At 63.8% G+C, this 14,181-nt stretch carries 15 protein-coding genes; 9 read left to right on the top strand and 6 right to left on the bottom strand.

Annotation, left to right across the window (positions count from 1 at the left end; genetic code table 11):
* Positions 1-10: 10 nt before the first annotated feature.
* The gene (locus ACOZK4_RS20025) at positions 11-583 is read left to right on the top strand and encodes an NAD(P)H-dependent oxidoreductase (RefSeq protein ID WP_421593417.1); all 573 of its coding nucleotides are present in this window, start codon (positions 11-13) and stop codon (positions 581-583) included.
* A gap of 340 nt (positions 584-923) precedes the next feature.
* Entirely contained in the window at positions 924-2,375 is a 1,452-nt protein-coding gene (locus tag ACOZK4_RS20020) for an NCS1 family nucleobase:cation symporter-1 (protein ID WP_421593416.1), read from the top strand.
* A 78-nt stretch (positions 2,376-2,453) separates the two neighbouring features.
* Here the strand turns inward: ACOZK4_RS20020 and ACOZK4_RS20015 are convergent, their stop codons facing one another.
* Entirely contained in the window at positions 2,454-4,451 is a 1,998-nt protein-coding gene (locus ACOZK4_RS20015) for a putative bifunctional diguanylate cyclase/phosphodiesterase (protein WP_421593415.1), read from the bottom strand.
* Between the two features lie 173 nt (positions 4,452-4,624).
* On the opposite strand from ACOZK4_RS20015, the gene ACOZK4_RS20010 reads away from it, so the two are divergent.
* Positions 4,625-4,978, top strand: coding sequence for a DMT family protein (locus tag ACOZK4_RS20010; RefSeq protein WP_298100209.1), 354 nt, complete (start codon positions 4,625-4,627; stop codon positions 4,976-4,978).
* A gap of 13 nt (positions 4,979-4,991) precedes the next feature.
* Here the strand turns inward: ACOZK4_RS20010 and ACOZK4_RS20005 are convergent, their stop codons facing one another.
* Both ACOZK4_RS20005 and ACOZK4_RS20000 read right to left on the bottom strand, forming a co-directional pair.
* Positions 4,992-5,582 (bottom strand): hypothetical protein, encoded by a 591-nt coding sequence (locus tag ACOZK4_RS20005; protein WP_421593414.1) that lies wholly within the window; start codon positions 5,580-5,582, stop codon positions 4,992-4,994.
* Positions 5,583-5,597: 15 nt separating this feature from the next.
* The gene (locus ACOZK4_RS20000; protein WP_313528380.1) at positions 5,598-5,984 is read right to left on the bottom strand and encodes an acyl-CoA thioesterase; all 387 of its coding nucleotides are present in this window, start codon (positions 5,982-5,984) and stop codon (positions 5,598-5,600) included.
* A gap of 196 nt (positions 5,985-6,180) precedes the next feature.
* On the opposite strand from ACOZK4_RS20000, the gene ACOZK4_RS19995 reads away from it, so the two are divergent.
* The 6 genes from ACOZK4_RS19995 (at position 6,181) to ACOZK4_RS19970 (ending at position 12,822) form a co-directional block, all read left to right on the top strand.
* Entirely contained in the window at positions 6,181-8,001 is a 1,821-nt protein-coding gene (locus tag ACOZK4_RS19995) for a methyl-accepting chemotaxis protein (RefSeq protein WP_421593412.1), read from the top strand.
* A 251-nt stretch (positions 8,002-8,252) separates the two neighbouring features.
* Positions 8,253-9,479 carry an extensin family protein gene (locus tag ACOZK4_RS19990; protein ID WP_421593411.1) on the top strand — a complete coding sequence of 409 codons (1,227 nt, stop codon included), beginning with the start codon at positions 8,253-8,255 and terminating at the stop codon, positions 9,477-9,479.
* Between the two features lie 82 nt (positions 9,480-9,561).
* Positions 9,562-10,215, top strand: a complete 654-nt coding sequence (locus tag ACOZK4_RS19985; protein ID WP_421593409.1) for a glutathione S-transferase family protein — start codon at positions 9,562-9,564, stop codon at positions 10,213-10,215.
* Between the two features lie 412 nt (positions 10,216-10,627).
* Complete coding sequence (locus tag ACOZK4_RS19980; protein WP_421593408.1) at positions 10,628-11,554, top strand: ABC transporter ATP-binding protein; 927 nt, start codon at positions 10,628-10,630, stop codon at positions 11,552-11,554.
* Entirely contained in the window at positions 11,551-12,312 is a 762-nt protein-coding gene (locus ACOZK4_RS19975) for an ABC transporter permease (RefSeq protein WP_313528370.1), read from the top strand. The genes ACOZK4_RS19980 and ACOZK4_RS19975 overlap by 4 nt, the downstream gene beginning before the upstream one ends.
* A gap of 132 nt (positions 12,313-12,444) precedes the next feature.
* Positions 12,445-12,822 (top strand): glyoxalase superfamily protein, encoded by a 378-nt coding sequence (locus tag ACOZK4_RS19970; protein WP_421593407.1) that lies wholly within the window; start codon positions 12,445-12,447, stop codon positions 12,820-12,822.
* A gap of 36 nt (positions 12,823-12,858) precedes the next feature.
* Here the strand turns inward: ACOZK4_RS19970 and ACOZK4_RS19965 are convergent, their stop codons facing one another.
* The 3 genes from ACOZK4_RS19965 to ACOZK4_RS19955 all read right to left on the bottom strand — a co-directional run.
* Positions 12,859-13,557 (bottom strand): retropepsin-like aspartic protease family protein, encoded by a 699-nt coding sequence (locus ACOZK4_RS19965; RefSeq protein WP_421593406.1) that lies wholly within the window; start codon positions 13,555-13,557, stop codon positions 12,859-12,861.
* Positions 13,554-13,775, bottom strand: coding sequence for a DUF1289 domain-containing protein (locus ACOZK4_RS19960; RefSeq protein ID WP_421593405.1), 222 nt, complete (start codon positions 13,773-13,775; stop codon positions 13,554-13,556). The genes ACOZK4_RS19965 and ACOZK4_RS19960 overlap by 4 nt, the downstream gene beginning before the upstream one ends.
* Before the next feature lie 90 nt (positions 13,776-13,865).
* Positions 13,866-14,181, bottom strand: a 316-nt coding sequence (locus ACOZK4_RS19955; RefSeq protein ID WP_421593404.1) for an adenosylcobinamide-GDP ribazoletransferase, incomplete at its 5' end; no start/stop codon positions are given.

The following is a 14,181-nucleotide window of genomic DNA, read 5'->3' as shown; positions in this document are numbered from 1 at the left end:
AGACGACGCCGTGAGCAAGACCTTGATCCTTCTCTTCCACCCCGATCTCAATCGCTCGCGCGCCAATGCGGCGCTGGCCGAGGCGGCCGCCCGCCTGCCGGGCGTGGAGGTCGCCGATATGTATGCGCTCTACCCCGATGGCGCGATCGACGCGGATCGCGAGGTGGCGCGGCTGCTATCGGCCGACCGGATCGTGCTGCAGTTCCCGATCCAGTGGTATGCCACGCCGCCGCTGTTGCAGGCGTGGAAGGATGCGGTGCTGACCCGCATGTTCTACATCAGCTATCCGACCGAGGGGCGCCTGCTGGAGGGCAAGCCGCTGCTCGTCGTCGCAACGGCCGGCAATGTGCCGGAGGCCTACCAGCGCGGCGGCGCCAACAAGTTCACCATGGAAGAGCTGCTGCGCCCGCTGGAGGCGACGGCGCACCGTTGCGGCCTGCCGTGGCAGGCGCCGTTCCTGGTCTATCGCGCGGACAAGCTCGACGATCTCTCGCTGCACAGCGCGGCGAAGGACTATGCGGCGATCCTCGAAACGTGGCGGCGGCAGGATGCACAGCGTTTTCTCGTGGAAGCCTGGGGGTGATGGGCGAGCATCGAGGGAACAAGGGGCCGGGCGATTGGCCCGGCTGCGTCTCTCGGCATCCGGCGGAGGGGAGTCCGCCGTCGCTTTCAACCGGACTACCCCGATCTGATGCGAAAGATTTTATTCCAGCGATTGAAAGTCTTGTTCGCTTTCTAATGCCGGGCTCAACGCCAACGACATTGCTGTGCACGATAGCTTGCTGTTTTTGTTAACAATTTCGTGATGGCGGCCGCTTTCTCCCGCAACCCGCTGATGGCGCAGGCTATTTTTGCTCGATTGACACCCCGGAAACACAGGATCAGATAGGTCGCACAGGGTTCAAACGTCAGGAGGGATTAGGATGACGATACCGCCCGGTGCATCACCGCAACTGTATAACGAGGACCTTGCGCCCGCGAAGGAGCGCAATTGGGGGGCCTTCTCCATCTTCAATGTCTGGACATCGGACGTGCACAGCCTGTGGGGCTATTATCTCGCCGCCAGCCTGTTTCTCTTCTGTGGAAGCTTCGTGAACTTCCTGCTGGCCATCGGCGTCGGCTCGCTGATTATCTTCTTCCTGATGCACATGGTCGGCCTTGCCGGCGTGCGCACCGGCGTGCCGTTCCCGGTTCTCGCCCGTGCCTCCTTCGGCATCTGGGGCGCGAATTTCCCGGCCATCGTGCGGGCCATCGTCGCCTGCTTCTGGTATGGCGCACAGACGGCGGCCGCTTCCGGCGCCATCGTTGCGCTGCTCATCCGCAACGAGAGCCTGCTGCAATTTCACCAGTCGAGCCACATGCTCGGCCATTCGACGCTGGAACTGATCTGCTATGTCGTCGTCTGGGGCCTTCAGCTGCTGATCATCCAGAACGGCATGGAAACGGTGCGCAAGTTCCAGGACTGGGCCGGTCCCGCCGTCTGGGTCATGATGCTGCTGCTTGCCGTCTATCTCGTCGTCAAGGCCGGCGGTTTCTCGCTCAGCCACACGATCCCGATGGACGTGCTGCTGGAGAAGACCAAGGATGCGGGTGTACCGGGCGTGCCGGGCTCGCTTGCCGCTCTCGGTGCAGTTGCGGCGATCTGGGTCACCTATTTCTCGGCGCTCTATCTCAACTTCTGCGACTTCTCGCGCTACTGCCCGAGCGAGCGTTCGCTGACGGTCGGCAATCTCTGGGGCCTGCCGGTCAACCTCATCCTGTTCTCGCTGGTCGCCGGCGTCACCACGATTGCGGCCTATAGCGTCTATGGCGAGGTGCTGCTGCATCCCGACCAGATCTCGGCCAAGTTCGACAGCGTGTTCCTGGCGCTGCTCGCCGCGCTCACCTTCGCGGTGGCGACGCTCGGCATCAACGTCGTGGCGAACTTCGTCTCGCCGGCCTTCGACTTCGCCAACGTCTTCCCCAAGCATATCGACTTCAAGAAGGGCGGCTATATCGCGGCGTTCATCGCGCTCGTGCTCTATCCCTTCGCGCCCTGGGAAAGCGGTGCAGCGCATTTCGTTAACATGATCGGCAACACGATGGGCCCGATCTTCGGCGTCATGATGGTCGACTACTACCTCATCCGCAAAGGCCGGGTGAATGTCGAGGCGCTCTACCGTGAAGACGGCGAGTTCCGCTTCGAGAACGGCTGGCATGTCAACGCGCTGATCGCGGCCGGTGTCGGCATCGTCTTCTCGTCGATCCTGCCGGGCTTCACCAGCATCATGCCGTCCTGGTGGGGTGTCTATGGCTGGTTCTTCGGCGTCGCCATTGCCGGCATCATCTACTACGGCCTGCGCGCCTCCAGCCTGCGCAAGGCTCTGCCGGCCTGAGCGTAGGCTTATAGACGTCGCTTCATGGCCCCGGGCGGAAACGCCCGGGGCTTTTTTGCTCATGACAGACCTGAAAATCTAGTGTTCGCCGGTCGCCATCCGGGCCATGTGCGCGGCATGCTGGTCGAGCCAGCGCGGGATGTCGGCGGCGGGCATCGGGCGGGCGAAATGGTAGCCTTGGGCGTGGCGGCAGCCGAGCATGCGCAGGACTTCGGCCTCCTCCTCGTTCTCGACGCCTTCCACCACGATATCGATGGACAGCGCATGGCCGATGCCAATGAGGGCGGCGATGAGGGCCTGGTTCTCGCGGCTGGTGGCGATGCCCTTGACGAAGCTGCGGTCGATCTTCAGCCGGTCGATATGCAGGCTGACGAGATAGGCGAGCGAGGAATGCCCCATGCCGAAATCATCGACCGCCAGGCGGAAGCCGGCGGCCTCCAGCCGGGCGAGCTCGGCGCCGGCCGCCTGCGTATCGAGCGTCGCTTCCTCGGTGATCTCGATTTCCATCAGCGCCGGGGAAACCTTATGCGCGTGAACGATGTCGGTGAGCAAGCGCGACAGCGTATTGCCGGAAAATTCGCGCGGCGAGACATTCACGGCGACCGCAGCCTCCGGCAGCCCGAGGCGCGGCAGGGTTTGCAGCAGCTCGGCGGCGCGGGTCGCGACATAGCCGGTCAATGAAGGCGATATATGCAGGGCATGGGCGGCGCGCACGATATCCGGCGGGCTGACGGCGCCGAGTTCGGTGTGCGACCAGCGCAGCAGCGCCTCGAAGCCGGTGACGCGGCCGGTGGCGAGTTCTACCTGCGGCTGGAAGACGACGGTCAGGTCGCGGTTCTCGATGGCCTCCGTCAGGCTGGCCTCGATGAGACGCTGGCGCTCGATGCGGGCCTTGAGGACCGGATTGAACAGGCCGAGACGGCGGCGGCCGCCTTCCTTGGCGGCATAGAGCGCGATATCGGCGCTGGCGAAAAGATCGTCGGCGGTCTCGCCATGATGGGGATGCAGCGCAAGGCCGGCGCTGGCGCCGACGGTGACCGGCCGCCCGTCGATGACGATGGGTTCGGCGGCAAGGCGAACGATGCCGTTGCCGATTTCGCGGCCGCGCGCTTCCGCATTGACTCCTTCGATGATGACGGCGAACTCGTCGCCGCCGAGGCGCACGACCGTATCATCTGGGCCGGTGAGGCTGGCGAGGCGGCCAGCGATCTCTGTCAGCACGGCATCGCCGGCGCCGTGGCCCATCGTGTCGTTGATCGCCTTGAAGCGGTCGAGGTCGATTGCGAGCAGGGCGAGCGTGCCGCTGGGCACGGTCCCGTCGAGCAGATTGCGCAGGCGCTGGTTGAACAGCGCGCGATTGCCGAGCCCGGTCAGAGGGTCGCGGTTGGCGAGCGAGGCAAGTTGCTCGTAGGACTGGCGGATTTCCGCATTGGCGTCCGACAGCGAGGCGGCAAGCGCCACGGCTTTCAGCCGGTCGATCTGGCTGCGGATGAAGCCGGCCTCGCTGAACTGGCTGGTGCGCAGCATCATCACCGCCAGCAGCAGGGCATCGGCGGCGATGACGAAGGCGGCCGTCGTGCCGGTGATTAGAAGCGAGAGGATGGCGGAGGCGAGCGGCGGGCCGGCGAAGACGAGCGCCGTGCGGGAATAGGCCGTGCTCTGCATCAGCGATCCGGCGCAGATGCCGCCTATGATGAAGATGAGATAGGGGTTGAGGCCATTGGCACCGTGCAACGTGCCGATGAAGGGCGGCAAGCTCCAGGCAAGGCCGCCGCCGAGCGCTCCGAGCGAGAGCACGCCAAGCGCGCGCTTCGGCCGCTCCACGGCGCAGTTGAGCCGGCGGACGATTCGCACGCCGATATAGCGGGCGAGATTGATGGCGAGGACGGTGGCGAGCCAGGCCAGGATGCCGGCGCTCGGTTCATCCAGCCAGAGCACGGCGGCGGTGGTGGCGGCGAGGAAGCAGTTGGCGCCGAGCGACAGGGTGATGCCGTCCAGCACGGACAGGGCCTGTGCGGAGAGTATCTGCCGTCGTGTCGCTTCATCCTCCGGCATCAGCCGGGCCGCATTCGTCATTGTCTTCCCGATTCAGACGGAATCGCCGCCACGGCGATGTGGGCGGATGGTGTGGCGGTGGGCATAAGATTGTCTTAACGGGGGATCGCGAGAATCCATGACGTTGCGGCCTTGACGGCGGTGATGGCTCGGATATCTCGGTGCAGACAGTCTCCCAATGTCAGGAATCGCCCATGCCCTTCAGCCTCAACCCCGCGGCCGTCTGGCCGATCGTGCTTCTCGCCCTTTCCAACGTCTTCATGACCTTTGCCTGGTATGGCCACCTGAAGTTCAAGTCGGCGCCGCTCTTCATCGCGATCCTCGCCAGCTGGGGCATCGCCTTCTTCGAATATTGCCTGGCCGTGCCGGCCAACCGCATCGGCCACGAGGTCTATTCGGCGGCACAGCTCAAGACCATCCAGGAAGTGATTACACTCCTGGTCTTCGCTGGTTTCTCCGTCTTCTGGCTGAAGGAAAGCCTGACCTGGAACCACGCCGTCGGCTTCATGCTGATCGCGGCGGGCGCGGCCTTCGTGTTCAAGGGCTGAATGTCGATCGATCCTATTCCAGCATATCGAACGCGCGAAAAATCCAGCTCAATTGATAGAGGATGCCCAGCGTCACGAAGGTGACGTGGTAGCGGCGGCTGGCGGTCCAGGCGGCGGTGAGGCAGAGCAGGATGAAGACAGCGTTGCGCAGCGGGTATTCGTAGCCGAAGGAGCCGAAATAGGCTTCGCCCTTGAGGGCCGTGTCGATCAGATCCACGGCGAAGACGAGGGCGAAGACGCCGAAGAACCATTTGCGGCGGGAATAGAAATAGTCCTCGTAGCCGGCATAGTCGTCGAGCACGGTGGGAAAGAGCATCACCGCGAGCAGGAAGAACAGGCAGCAATAGCTGATCAGGAAGAGATAGACGCCGAAGCCGATCGTCGTCAGCGCCTGCAGACGAAACTCCCACCACCAGAAATGCAACAGGAACAGCAGGAGGAAGCCGGCCCAGGCGAGATGCACGGGATAGGGCTTCACCTTGCCGGGATGCTGGACGAGCAGGGCGACGCCCGTCAGGATGCGGGCGATGCTGAGACTGACCACCATGCCGATGACGACGCGCACATGGCCGAACAGTGCGGGATCCGGGGGCGTGTGCTCCATCGCTTTCCCGCCCTCTTAGTCGACAGGAACGGGCGTGGGCTGGCCGGACTGGTCGAGCGCGACCATGATAAAGGTGGCGCCCGTCACTTTCTCCAGCGTCGTCGTCAGGTAGCGCTGCGCCCAGGCCTCGACGCTGAGCGTGATCGAGGTGCGGCCGACTCGGGCGATGTCGGTGTAGATGCTGAGCGTGTCGCCGATCTTCACCGGCAGTTCGAAGGCCATTTCCTTGACGGCTGCGGTTACGACGCGGCCGCGGGCGCGCTCCGCCGCGCGGATGCCCGAAGCCAAGTCCATCTGCGCCATGACCCAGCCGCCGAAAATATCGCCGGCGGCATTGGCATCGCCCGGCATGGCGAGCGTGCGAAGGGTGAGCTGGCCGTTCGGCGTCCGGGTCTCTGTCATGCGGGTCCTCTCCATCTTTCCCTTGGTCTAGCCGAATGCGGGCGAGGGAGAAAGAGGCAGGTGCAGGGCATCTGCCCTGCCTTCTCGTATATATGCGCGATCCCAAAATTGATGATTGCAATTTTAGACGATTTTAAAGGGTTTCCCGGACCCTCGGGCACAAGGCGCAGTGTGCCAAAAGATCGAGGAGAGCCCGGTGAAGAATTTCAGAATATCGACGCGTCTATCTTTGCTGGTCGGTCTTGCCTTGACCATCTTCGCCACGGCTCTCGTCTACAGTCTTTATCATTATCAGGATGCGATGGTGGCCGAGCGCAAGTCGAAGCTTGCGGCGATGGACCAGAGCATGCTGACATTGTTCAAACATTACAATGATCTGGAAACGGCTGGCACGCTGACGCGCGAGGAAGCCCAGACCCGCGCCAAGGATGCGGTGCGTGCGTTGCGCTACGAGGGCAGCGGCTATTTCTGGATCAACGACATGAACGCCGTGATCGTGATGCATCCGATCAAGCCTGCGCTTGACGGCACGGACCAGTCCGCCATGGCCGACCCGACCGGCAAGAAGATTTTCACGGAATTCGTCAAGGCCGTGAAGGGCAGCCCGGATGGCCAGGCTTTCGTCGACTATCTCTGGCCGAAGCCGGGCTTTGACGAGCCCGTCCTGAAATATTCGCATGTCGCCGGCTTCGCGCCCTGGGGCTGGATCGTCGGTACGGGCGTCTATGCGGACGACCTTGCGGCGATGTTCCGCAGCAATGCGATCGAGATGGCGATGATCCTCGCCGTCGGTGGCCTTGCCATTATCCTCGCCGCCTATGGCATCGTGAAGAGCGTCACCGGCCCGATCCTGCGCCTCAAGGCATCCATGCAGTCGATCGCCGAGGAGGATGTTTCCCGCGACGTGCCCGAGACCGAGCGCAGGGACGAGATCGGCGAGATGGCGAAGGTCGTCTCGGTGCTGCGCCAGTCGGTTGCAGAGCGGGCGGAACTGCGCGTTCGCGAAGGCGAGCAGCAGGTTCGTCTCGATGCCGAGCGTTCGGAAGGCGAGCGCCGCCAGCGGGCGGTGAGCCAGGGCCAGTCGGATGCCATGCAGACGGTCGGCGAGGCGCTGGAACGGCTTGCGGCCGGCGACCTCACGGTGTCGATCGATGCGATCGCGCCTGAGTATGCCAAGCTGCGCGACGACTTCAATCGCGCCGTCGATGCGCTTTCGGGCACCGTCAACGCGATTGCCCGGTCCACGGACGTCGTCTATGGCAGCGCCGGCGGCATTGCGGAAGCGGCCAACAACCTGTCGCACCGCACCGAACAGCAGGCGGCCTCGCTGGAGGAAACCGCCGCCGCCCTCGACGAGATCACCGCGACGGTGCGCAGCGCTTCCGAGCGGGCTGCCGAGGCAAGCCGCATGGTGGCCGAGACGAAGCAGTCGACCGGCCGCTCCGGCACGATCGTACGCGATGCCGTCGCCGCGATGAGCCGCATCGAGGACGCGTCGAGCCGCATCAGCCAGATCATCGGCGTGATCGACGAGATCGCCTTCCAGACCAATCTTCTGGCGCTGAATGCCGGTGTCGAGGCCGCCCGTGCCGGCGAGGCGGGCCGCGGCTTCGCGGTTGTCGCGCAGGAGGTGCGCGAACTGGCGCAGCGCTCGGCCAATGCCGCCAAGGAGATCAAGGGCCTGATCAGCAATTCGGCGGCCGAAGTCGGCACCGGCGTGGCGCTGGTGCGCTCGACGGGCGATGCGCTGACGGAGATCGAGGCGCTCGTCAACAAGGTGAACGAGCAGGTCAATTCGATTGCGACCTCGGCCCGCGAGCAGGCGACCGGCCTTGCCGAAGTGAACAAGGCCGTCAACCAGATGGACCAGATGACCCAGCAGAACGCCGCGATGGTGGAGGAAACCAACGCCGCCGGCCAGACGCTGACCCAGGAAAGCGAGCAGCTGAAGCGGCTGCTCGGGAACTTCCGGCTCTCACCAGCCGGAGCGGCGGATCACCGGCGCCGCGCCGCATAAAAGCAAAAGACTTTTCTCCGGAAAACCTCGCCCCGGCGCCCCCGCGCCGGGGTTTTTCGTTTTCGCAGACAACGCTTCCTTTACCCTGTTGCGAGAAAATCCAGTGGAATTGCGGGGGCATGGTCCCTCGTGTCCGGTTTCGTGCCGGCGCGGTCCGAATGCGGACAAAAGCGGCCTGCACCATTGCCGGACAGACATGGGACATCACGAACTTCGCATCGGGCGAGGACGGGTGCCAGGCGGAAGTGACAATGGGTATTGCGTTCGTTTCTCGTCTCCGCAGGCCGCTCGGGCTGCTTCTCATCCCGGCGATGCTGGCCGCCTGTTCGGGTGGCCTGACCCCGCCCGACGATATCGACGGCGGTGGCGTCAGCGCGATCCGGCCTATGGAAGAGGTGTCGCAGGCCCGCGATAGCGGCGACACGGGCGAGGACGTAAGCGTCTATCCCATCAGCGAACCCGCCGGGGACAGCGTCGACACGGCGATGATGGCGCCGGTCACCGAGAAAAAGCGCCTGCCGATGATCGACAGCGATGAGGCCATGGGGATTTCCGATCCCGTGCAGGCCTCATCCGGTGTGCTGACCGTTCCCGAGGGCGGCGTCAACATGGATGACGGACTGGGTGTCCAGCGCGTCGAGGGACTGGCGGAAGCGCAGGCGAACGAAATTGCGGAGGGCAATGCCACGCAGGTCGTCGTCGATGGCATCGGCTCGGATACGCCGCAGCAGGTCGGCCAGCCGGACGGCATTCCCATGTCGGATGCCGGTATGGAAATGAGCATGCCGGCGGAGAGTGACGGTTATCTGCGCGTGCCGGACAAGGAGGCGACGCGTAAGCGTCAGGCCGTCGAGGGCGAGCAGGTCGCCTTCCTGCCGCGGCTTTCCAATCCCATGCAGATGCCCGAGACGATGGGCGGCATGCCGGCCTCGGAAAAAGCCTGCCGCCAGCGGCTGCAACGGCTCGGGGTGAAGTTCCGCGACGTGCCGCGCATTTCGCGCGGGCGCTCCTGCGGCATCGCCTGGCCGGTGGAATTGTCTGGGCTTTCCGGCGGCATCCAGATCAAGCCGGCGGCGCAGGTGAACTGCCAGATCACCGAGGCCTTCGCGCGCTGGGTGCGGCAGGAACTCGTGCCGTCGAGCCGCGCGCGCTATCTCTCCGGCGTCGCGGCCATCCACCAGATGTCCTCCTATTCCTGCCGCACGATGAATTCGCAGAAGGGCGCCGCCATGTCGGAGCATGCCAAGGGCAATGCGATCGATGTCGGCAAGATCGTGCTGAAGAACGGCAAGGCCATCGTCATCGAAAAGAAGGGCTTCTTCGCCTTCCGCGAGAAGGGCCTCTTGAAGGCGGTGCGTGGCGACAGCTGCAAGTACTTCTCGACGGTGCTCGGTCCGGGCAGCGACCGTTTTCATAAGGACCATTTCCACTTCGACCTGCGTGCGCGCAAATCCGGTTACCGGCATTGCAGCCTTTAAGACCGCTTGCAAATTCTCTGGTCTGATGTCGGAATCCTCCGCGGCCGAGCGTCCTTGAGACGAACAGCCAGGGAGTGAGACCATGACCGCCACGATCACCGCATTCGAAAGCTCGCCGGATCGCGGGCAGGGGCTGGCGCGCGACATGCGCGTGCGCTGGGCGCTGGAGGAGGTCGGCCAGCCCTATGAGGTGCGCCTTCTCACCTTCAAGGCGATGAAGCAGCCGGCGCATATGGCGTTCAACCCGTTCGGGCAGATTCCGACCTATGAGGAGGGCGATCTCGCGCTATTCGAGTCCGGCGCCATCGTGCTGCACATTGCCGAGCAGCATCCGGGCCTGCTACCTGAGGAGGTGAACGGCAGGGCGCGGGCCGTCATGTGGATGTTTGCGGCGGTTGCCACGGTGGAGCCGCCGATCGTCGAGCGCTCGATGGCCGTGATCGTGGAGCGCGACAAGCCGTGGCATGCCGAGCGGCTGCCGATGCTCGATGACCGCATTCGCGCGCTGCTCGGGGAGTTGTCGCGCCATCTCGGCGAGGGCGAATGGCTCGACGGTGCCTTCAGCACTGGCGATCTGATGATGGTACATGTGCTGCGCCGGCTGGAATCCTCGGGCCTGTTGTCGGAGTATCCGGCCGTTGCCGCCTATGTCGCCCGTGGCCAGGCACGGCCCGCCTATCAGCGTGCCTTCGCTGCCCAGCGGGCGGTTTTCGAGGCGGCCGTGGCCGGCAAATGACGGATTTCGCGCGGGCAAAAAAAGACCGGCGAGGGCGCCGGTCAAGAAGGGGGTTGGCAATCCGCCTTAGGGAGACGGGTGCCTGGAACGTCACATTCCAATCTCCCGGCCGGGACGACCGGCCAAGATGCATGCGGTGCTTCCGCGGAGGAAGCGCGGCGGATGGGGCCGCCGGAAACTCCCTCAGGGTTCGGGAGCGAGGCCACTGCAAAAGAGCAGGGGAGCGGCGGCTGCGCGGGGTGCAAAACCGTTCCTTCGGCCTCGTCGCGACCATGCTGGACGTCAGTCACGGTTTGATGACAGGCAGCTGTCGAGCCCTGAGAATTTTTTGCTGCCTACGGGTGAAAACCGACAAAAGACACGCCATATAGGGTGTCCTTCCGCATGAAATCTCCTCTTTCCGGAGCCCCCGATGGCGCCCATCGTTTCCATACGCAATCTCACCAAGAGCTACGCCTCCGGTTTCACGGCGCTGAAAGGCGTCGATCTCGATATCGAACAGGGCGAAATCCTCGCGCTGCTCGGTCCGAACGGCGCCGGCAAGACCACCATGATCTCCATCATCTGCGGCATCGTCACGCCGAGCGGCGGCACGGTCACCGTCGGCGGCCATGACATCCTCAGCGACTACCGCAAGACGCGCTCCATGATCGGCCTCGTGCCGCAGGAACTGACGCTGGATGCCTTCGAGACGGTCTATAACACCGTCGCCTTTTCGCGCGGCCTGCACGGCTGCGCGCCGAACCCGGCGCTGATCGAGCGCATCCTGAAAGACCTCTCGCTCTACGACAAGAAGGACACGATGCTGCGCCACCTCTCCGGCGGCATGCGTCGGCGCGTGCTGATCGCCAAGGCCCTGTCCTATGAGCCGAAGGTGCTGTTTCTCGACGAGCCGACGGCGGGCGTCGACGTTTCCTTGCGCAAGGACATGTGGCAGCTCGTCGAGCGGCTGCACGCCAATGGCGTGACGATCATCCTGACGACGCATTACATCGAGGAGGCGGAAGAGATCGCCGACCGCATCGGCGTCATCAACCATGGTCGGATCCTGCTGGTCGAGGACAAGAAGGCGCTGATGGCCAAGCTTGGCCGCAAGCAGATGACCGTCGAGCTCGCCGACGCGATCACCGCCATTCCCGATGCCTTGTCGCCCTATGGGCTGACGCTTTCGGGCGAGGGGACGCGGCTCACCTATGAATTCGTCTCGACCGGCGAGCGCACGGGCATTTCTTCGCTCTTGTCGGCGCTCTCGCAGTGCGGATTGCGGGTCAAGGACATATCCACCGAGCAGAGTTCGCTGGAAGACATCTTCGTGGAACTGGTGGGAGAGGGCAAATGAACTTCGAGGCAATCAAGTCCATCTACGCGTTCGAGATGGCGCGCACGCGCCGCACGCTGCTGCAGAGCATCGTCTCGCCCGTCATCACCACCTCGCTCTATTTCATCGTCTTCGGCGCGGCCATCGGCTCGCGCATGCAGGAGGTGAACGGCGTGTCCTACGGCGCCTTCATCGCGCCCGGCCTCATCATGCTGACGCTGCTCAACCAGTGTATCGGCAACGGCTCCTTCGGCATTTATTTCCCGAAATTCACCGGCACGATCTACGAGATCCTGTCGTCGCCGATCTCGATGATCGAGATCGTCATCGGCTATGTCGGGGCGGCCGCCACCAAGGGCCTGATCGTCGGTACGATCATCCTGATCACCGCCTCGCTTTTCGTCGATATCTCGATCAAACATCCCTTCATGATGGTGCTGTTCTTCGTGCTGACGGCCGTCAGCTTCTCGCTGTTCGGCTTCATGATCGGCATCTGGGCGAAGGATTTCGAACAGCTCAACCTGTTCCCGATGCTGATCATCCCGCCGCTCGTCTTCCTGGGCGGCTCGTTCTACTCGATCGAAATGCTGCCGCCGTTCTGGCAGACAGTCAGCCATTTCAACCCGGTGCTCTATCTCGTTTCGGGCTTCCGCTGGAGTTTCTACGAGATCGCCGACGTCAATCCGGTCGTCAGCCTCGTGACGGTAATCGGCTTCCTCGTCGTCTGCCTGTCGATCACGGCCTGGATCTTTAAGACCGGGTACAAGTTGAAGAACTGAGTTTACTGCCCGGCGAAAGCCGGGCTAAGCTTTCTTCCGTAGGCACCGTCCTGCTGACCCAAACAACAACGGGCAAACCTTCCGCCGGCACCGTCCGGCGGGGTGTGCGCCGTTGCAAGCGGAGGTTCTGCGATGACTGACATCGCCGATCACGGTGTCCAGTTCGGACGAATAGCGGCCATGCTGCCCGTCAAGGACATGGCGAAGGCCGAGGCGTTTTACACCGACGTCCTTGGTTTCAAGAAAGTCTTCGAAAACGGAAGTCCCGTCGGCTTCATGATCCTGAAGCGAGATGCGGGCGAACTGCATCTGACCTTGCAGCCGACCTACAAGGCGCCAGCGTTCAATGTGGCGCATATGATGGTGGACGACGTCGATGCGCTGCACGCGGCCTGCCAGAATTATGGCCTGCGCATCATCAAGCGCCTTCAGGACAAGGACTACGGCCTGCGCGCCTTCGTCTTCGCGGATCCCGACGGCAACCGCATAGATGTCGGACAGCCGATCTAGCGGCAGCAGGGAACGGGGCGGCGGCGCCGTCCCGTTTCAATCTTTCAGCCGCAGTTCGTCGCGGGTGATCTCGATCGAGCCGAGGGTTTCCAGAAAACTCATGCCGAGCAGGCTCTGGTCGAGCTGACCGGCCTGCGTGACCATGCCGCGGATCGTGCCGCGCATGATGGGGCCGATGGCGACCTGGCGCAGCGTCACCGGGGCGGCCATGGCGCGGCCGTTGGCGGTGGAGACTTCGATGGAGAAGACGAGATTGTCGGGATTGATGCCGAGCCGCATCGCGTCGTCATAAGTGAGCACGATGGAGCTTGCGCCGGTATCCACCATCATGCGCAGCGGTGTGCCGTCGATGCTGACATCGGTCTCGAAATGGCCGGAGACACCCTTGTGCACGACGAGGATCTGTTCGCCGTTGGTGCCCGTCGTCACCACGGCGCGGCCGGGGATGAGGCCTGCCGTCAGGCGGTTGCCGACCTGCTGAAGATCGAAGCGATAAAGATAACCCGTAGCGAGCGCCAGGATGATGAGCAGCCAGATCGCAGCCTGGCGCAGGCTTTCGCCCCATTGCCGGCGGCTGGCGAGAATGCCGGCGCCCATCATCGTGCCGATCGCCGAAAGCGTCACGAGACGGCCGAAGTCGTTGTTGTCGATGCCGAGCGTACGGCCGCCGTCGTGATTGAGGATCAGCAGCACGAGGCCGGCACCGAGAATGCCGAAGAGGATGTAGAGCCTCATGCCTCGCCGCGCTCCCGCGCCATGCGCGTGCGGCGGGTCTCGCGCCGGGGCTTGCGTTCGACGGTTTCGAGGCGTGCCGGCAGTTCGGCCATGATCGTGCGGCGCTGTTCGGATGTGTAGAGCGTCCACGCGCCGATCTCATCGCGCGTGCGGCCGCAGCCGAAACAGTAGCCGGTCACCATGTCGATCGAACAGACGAGGATGCAGGGCGATTCCATTGCGTCTCCGGATATCTCATTTATGCTTTCGCAATCCCGGACGCAAAACCGCTGCGCACTTTTGCTGGGACTTGCTTGTATATCGTCAGGTCACAGTGCCAAGGCAAGAGCCGTGAGGACCGACATTTCCGTGAGCTGCTGCGTGGCGCCGATTGTATCGCCGGTATGGCCGCCGATCTTGCGCAGCGTGATGCGGTTGAACACCAGCACGGCGGCGATGGCGGCGACGAGCGAGAGCACGAGGGAGAAAATCGTCGCGTGCGGCAGGAGGAGTGCTGCGGCGATGATGATGCCGGTGGCAAGCGCGACGACGGTTGCCGTGCGGTCCGGCTCGCCGACCGAGGCCGCCACCCCATCGCGCCGGGCGGGCGGCAAAAGCGACCAGTGCCAGACCATGGCGGTGCGG

It is taken from the genome of Shinella sp. M27, assembly GCF_049199905.1.
Taxonomy (GTDB): domain Bacteria; phylum Pseudomonadota; class Alphaproteobacteria; order Rhizobiales; family Rhizobiaceae; genus Shinella.
Note: the sequence above shows the minus strand (reverse complement) of the source record. Positions and strands in the feature narration are given on the sequence as shown.

Excerpts from the sequence above, each read along its gene's own strand:
- ACOZK4_RS20020 (WP_421593416.1), top strand. The coding sequence starts at position 924 with ATGACGATACCGCCCGGTGCATCACCGCAACTGTATAACGAGGACCTT.
- ACOZK4_RS20015 (WP_421593415.1), bottom strand. The coding sequence starts at position 4,451 with ATGACGAATGCGGCCCGGCTGATGCCGGAGGATGAAGCGACACGACGG.
- ACOZK4_RS20010 (WP_298100209.1), top strand. The coding sequence starts at position 4,625 with ATGCCCTTCAGCCTCAACCCCGCGGCCGTCTGGCCGATCGTGCTTCTC.
- ACOZK4_RS20005 (WP_421593414.1), bottom strand. The coding sequence starts at position 5,582 with ATGGAGCACACGCCCCCGGATCCCGCACTGTTCGGCCATGTGCGCGTC.
- ACOZK4_RS20000 (WP_313528380.1), bottom strand. The coding sequence starts at position 5,984 with ATGACAGAGACCCGGACGCCGAACGGCCAGCTCACCCTTCGCACGCTC.
- ACOZK4_RS19990 (WP_421593411.1), top strand. The coding sequence starts at position 8,253 with ATGGGTATTGCGTTCGTTTCTCGTCTCCGCAGGCCGCTCGGGCTGCTT.
- ACOZK4_RS19985 (WP_421593409.1), top strand. The coding sequence starts at position 9,562 with ATGACCGCCACGATCACCGCATTCGAAAGCTCGCCGGATCGCGGGCAG.
- ACOZK4_RS19980 (WP_421593408.1), top strand. The coding sequence starts at position 10,628 with ATGGCGCCCATCGTTTCCATACGCAATCTCACCAAGAGCTACGCCTCC.
- ACOZK4_RS19975 (WP_313528370.1), top strand. The coding sequence starts at position 11,551 with ATGAACTTCGAGGCAATCAAGTCCATCTACGCGTTCGAGATGGCGCGC.
- ACOZK4_RS19970 (WP_421593407.1), top strand. The coding sequence starts at position 12,445 with ATGACTGACATCGCCGATCACGGTGTCCAGTTCGGACGAATAGCGGCC.
- ACOZK4_RS19965 (WP_421593406.1), bottom strand. The coding sequence starts at position 13,557 with ATGAGGCTCTACATCCTCTTCGGCATTCTCGGTGCCGGCCTCGTGCTG.
- ACOZK4_RS19960 (WP_421593405.1), bottom strand. The coding sequence starts at position 13,775 with ATGGAATCGCCCTGCATCCTCGTCTGTTCGATCGACATGGTGACCGGC.